This window comes from Streptomyces sp. NPDC057474 (genome assembly GCF_042802555.1).
Classification (GTDB): domain Bacteria; phylum Actinomycetota; class Actinomycetes; order Streptomycetales; family Streptomycetaceae; genus Streptomyces.
In genome coordinates this window covers 1-3,828 of the sequence record NZ_JBHVDX010000425.1, presented here as the reverse complement: position 1 = coordinate 3,828, position 3,828 = coordinate 1, and the positions used below count along the sequence as shown (strand labels likewise).

Annotated in this window: 4 protein-coding genes; all 4 read right to left on the bottom strand. The window is 69.4% G+C overall.

All coding sequences use genetic code 11. The features are described from left to right. Positions 1 to 96 precede the first annotated feature (96 nt). Positions 97 to 420: a hypothetical protein gene (locus ACFU53_RS47155; RefSeq protein WP_384006569.1), complete on the bottom strand. Its 324-nt coding sequence runs from the start codon at positions 418 to 420 to the stop codon at positions 97 to 99. Continuing rightward, on the bottom strand, positions 417 to 785 hold the full coding sequence (locus ACFU53_RS47150) for a WhiB family transcriptional regulator (RefSeq protein WP_005480495.1): 369 nt from the start codon (positions 783 to 785) through the stop codon (positions 417 to 419). Before ACFU53_RS47150 ends, ACFU53_RS47155 begins: the two co-directional genes overlap by 4 nt. A gap of 173 nt (positions 786 to 958) precedes the next feature. Further along, positions 959 to 1,279, bottom strand: a complete 321-nt coding sequence (locus ACFU53_RS47145; protein WP_384006566.1) for a hypothetical protein — start codon at positions 1,277 to 1,279, stop codon at positions 959 to 961. A gap of 164 nt (positions 1,280 to 1,443) precedes the next feature. Continuing rightward, positions 1,444 to 3,723 carry an ATP-dependent DNA helicase UvrD2 gene (locus tag ACFU53_RS47140; RefSeq protein ID WP_384006563.1) on the bottom strand — a complete coding sequence of 760 codons (2,280 nt, stop codon included), beginning with the start codon at positions 3,721 to 3,723 and terminating at the stop codon, positions 1,444 to 1,446. Positions 3,724 to 3,828 lie beyond the last annotated feature (105 nt).

Here is a 3,828-nt window from a genome sequence, read left to right as displayed (position 1 = left end):
GGCCGGTCCGTTCGGACCGGCCCCCGCGGGGAGCCACTGCTACCGGTGGTTGTGCTGTGCCTGTCCAGGCTGGTTCATGCTGTTGCCGCGTGGCAGCTACTGCATGACCGCCATGGCGAGCGCACGGCGGGCGCGCATCGAGGCGCGCTCGGCCCGGCGCTGCATCCGGCGGGCGACCGCCAGGCGCATGGCCCGGCGTTCCTGCTCGGCCTGGCGCAGGCGCTCGTGCATATGCGCACGAGCCAGGGCTTCTGGCATGAGATGCATCTCTCGGGTCCTGTTCTGGCGCGAGGCGTTCGCACCGGTGGTGGTGAAGTCTGGAGTCGCGGAGCCGACGGGCTCGCTCGTGGACGGCTTCATCGGGGCCTGCTTCTTGGGGTCGTGCGTGAGGGGGCGGTCGATCGTTCCGGTGATGTTCATGCCGTGACCGGGTTCTTGCGCGGGCGGCCACGAGGCCGCTTGCGGGCCACGACGACACCCTGGACGAAGAGCTCGCCACCCCAGACGCCCCAGGGCTCACGCCGCTCCTTGGCGCCGGCGAGGCAGGCCTCCATCAGCGGGCAGGTGCGGCAGAGGGACTTGGCGTACTCGACGTCGGCCGGCGACTCGGCGAAGAAGACCTCCGGGTCGTAGGAACGGCAGGGGACGGGTACGCCGAGGTTCTCGATGGCGTCGTCGAGCGCGGTGAGCGCGGTGAGCGGGGTCAAGGTGGAGTCCTCCGTGAGACCGGGCGGGGGGATCGTTTCGGAAGGCGGTACGGACGGGGCGTGCGCTTCGAGTTGCACGGTTCGTCTTCCTCGTCTGGTCGTTCCGGCCTGTTGGCCGGTGGCGGCTGGTACCGGGTTCTTTTCTTGTCCCGAGGCCCCTTCGCTCTGCAGTCCCCGGTCGGGGACAAACAAAAGGGCCGCGGATCCCGGGTGGGGTTCCGCGGCCCTGAAGGCGCCGGCCTGATCATCGATCAGGCTGGATCACTCCAGGGTTCAGGCCCACGGAAGGCCCACATCAAGTGGTGCTGCGTCGTCTGCTTCCGGAATCCGGCACCGGCCGCAATGGCATAGGCATGGGCCTGTGCCGTTACTGCTGCTTCCAGTGCCTTGGTCGGTCGCTCATTGCGCTCACGGACGGGAAGACCCGCCAGAGACACGGAGGACGCCGGACGGCCGCCACTGATGGCGGACAGACCGGTACCCAGGTTCGAGACGCCGAGCATGCACAGGGAGACGGCCGAGCGATCGGTCATTTTGACCGTGCTGATGAGACTGGTGTTGTTGCTGATCACGGGGCTCGCCTCCTCTCGGCGTCTACGGGGACCGGCGCGAACCAATCCGACGGATATGAAGTACATCACGAAACCAGGGCCTTCGAGAAGGCCGCTGCTCTCGTGCCTAAGAACCTATGGGGATTGCTGGGGCATGCGCAAACTATTTTTTCGACGAGTTCGTATCAGTCGTTCTCGTCCTCGCACCCAGGCTCCCGACCTGCGCAGATGTCGAGAACATCGGCGCCGTACCGCTGCAACTTGCGGGCGCGGACGCCGGGGATACGACCGAGTTCAACCGGAGTGCTCGGCCCCGCTTCCGCGATCGCCATCAACGTCCGGTCGGTGAAGACACAGAAGTCCGGTTGGCCACTGCGCTGCGCCTGGACCGCGCGCCACTCACGCAGTCGCTCGTAGAGGCCCTCGTCCATGTCGGAGGGGCAGTCTTCGCAGCGCATCAGCTTCATGTCACCGGCGTCCCGCAGGGTGCGCCCGCAGACACGACAGCGGGCCGGAGTCCGGCTGGTGCGGCGTCGAACCGCCTCCGCGCCGCCGCTCGCGAGGTCACCCGGCCGGCCGACCGCCGAACCCAATTCGACGCCCCCGGAACCGGCCGTGCCGGTCCGGCCCGTCGTGGCGGTGGATCCGGGCCGCAGGCCGTTGAGAAAGCGGCTGGGGCGGCGGTTGGGGCGGCCGCCGGGCGATCGGGACAGCGACCAGGAGACGGAGAGGCGTTCGCGCGCGCGAGTGACGCCCACGTAGAGGAGTCGTCTTTCCTCCTCGATCTGTTCGTCCGTTCTCGCATAGGTGATCGGCATCATGCCTTCGGCGACACCGACCAGGAAGACGACGTCCCACTCCAGGCCCTTCGCGGAGTGCAGTGAGGCGAGGGTGACGCCCTGGACGGTCGGGGCGTGCTGGGCGTTCGCCCGTTCGTCGAGTTCCGCCACCAGGTCGCCGAGCGTGGCGTCGGGCTGGGCCGCGGCGAAGTCCTGGGCCAGGTTCACCAGGGCCGCCAGTGACTCCCAGCGTTCCCTGACCGCACCGGAGCCCGTCGGCGGTTCGCCGGTCCAGCCCTCGCCGGACAGCACGGCCCGCACCTGTGAGGGCAGGTCGACGGTGTCCTCAAGGAGGGTGTCATTGCCGCCGAAGCGGGCGGCGGCTCTCAGCGCGGCCCCCGCCTTGCGCACCTCGGGGCGGTCGAAGAACCGTTCCGCGCCGCGCAGCTGGTAGGGCACTCCGATGTCCGCGAGGGCCTGCTCGTAGGTCTCGGACTGGGAGTTCGTCCGGAACAGGATGGCAACCTCGCTCGCGGGGACGCCGGAGGCGATGAGGTCGCGGATACGGCGGGCGGCGCCCTCGGCCTCGGCGGGCTCGTCCGTGTACTCGGTGTAGCGGGGCTCGGGGCCCGGCGGGCGCTGGGAGATCAGTTCGAGGCGGTGGTCGGCGGCGCGGCCACGGGCCTGGGAGAGCAGGCCGTTGGCGAGGTGGACGACCTGCGGGGTGGAGCGGTAGTCACGGACGAGCTTGACGACGGTGGCCCCGGGGTGGCGGTGGCGGAAGTCGAGCAGATGGTCGGGAGTTGCGCCGGTGAACGAATAGATCGTCTGGCTGGCGTCGCCCACGACGCACAGGTCGTCCCGGTCGCCGAGCCACAGCTCCAGGAGGCGCTGCTGGAGAGGGCTGACGTCCTGATACTCGTCGACCACGAAGTGCTGGTACTGGGAGCGGACCTGCTCGGCGATGTCGTGACGGTCCTGGAGGATGCCGACCGTGAGCAGGAGGACGTCCTCGAAGTCGATGACGGCGCGCTCGCGCTTCAGGTCCTCGTACGTCGCGTAGATCTGGGCGATCTCGGCCGGGTCGCGGGGGACCTCGCGGCCGCGCTTGGCGGTCGCGGCGGCGTAGTCGGCGGGGACGGTCCGGGTGACCTTGGACCACTCGATCTCGGCGGCGGCGTCGCGGAGTTCGTTGCGATCGAGACGGATACGGCAGGCTGCGGCCGCGTCCGCCACAATCTGGATCTTGCGGTCGACGATACGCGGCATGCCGCCGCCGACGGCCTTCGGCCAGAAGTACTGGAGCTGGCGCAGCGCGGCCGAGTGGAACGTCCGGGCCTGGACTCCGGCGGCGCCGAGCTGGCGGAGGCGGCCGCGCATCTCTCCGGCGGCACGGTTGGTGAAGGTGACGGCCAGCACACTGGCGGGCTGGAGCATCCCGGCACGCACGCCGTAGGCGATCCGATGGGTGATGGCCCGGGTCTTGCCCGTGCCCGCGCCCGCCAGCACGCACACCGGACCGTGCAGGGCGGTTGCCACCGCGCGCTGCTCGGGATCGAGCCCTTCGAGCACCGCGTCGGCCGAGTCGGGGACCCGCGGGAAGAGGGTGGAGTGCGTTGCTGCTGTCACATGGCCATGCTGCCAGGTCGCCGGAGACAGCTGAGCAGGTTGTCCACAGGCAGGCACCCGCAGTCGTACTAGGGCCTGTGTGAGGTCGTGATCAATTTCGGGTTCTGGTCCCGTGTGGGGGCAGGACCTGATAGGACGCTGGGTGTGACACGTAGGCAACTC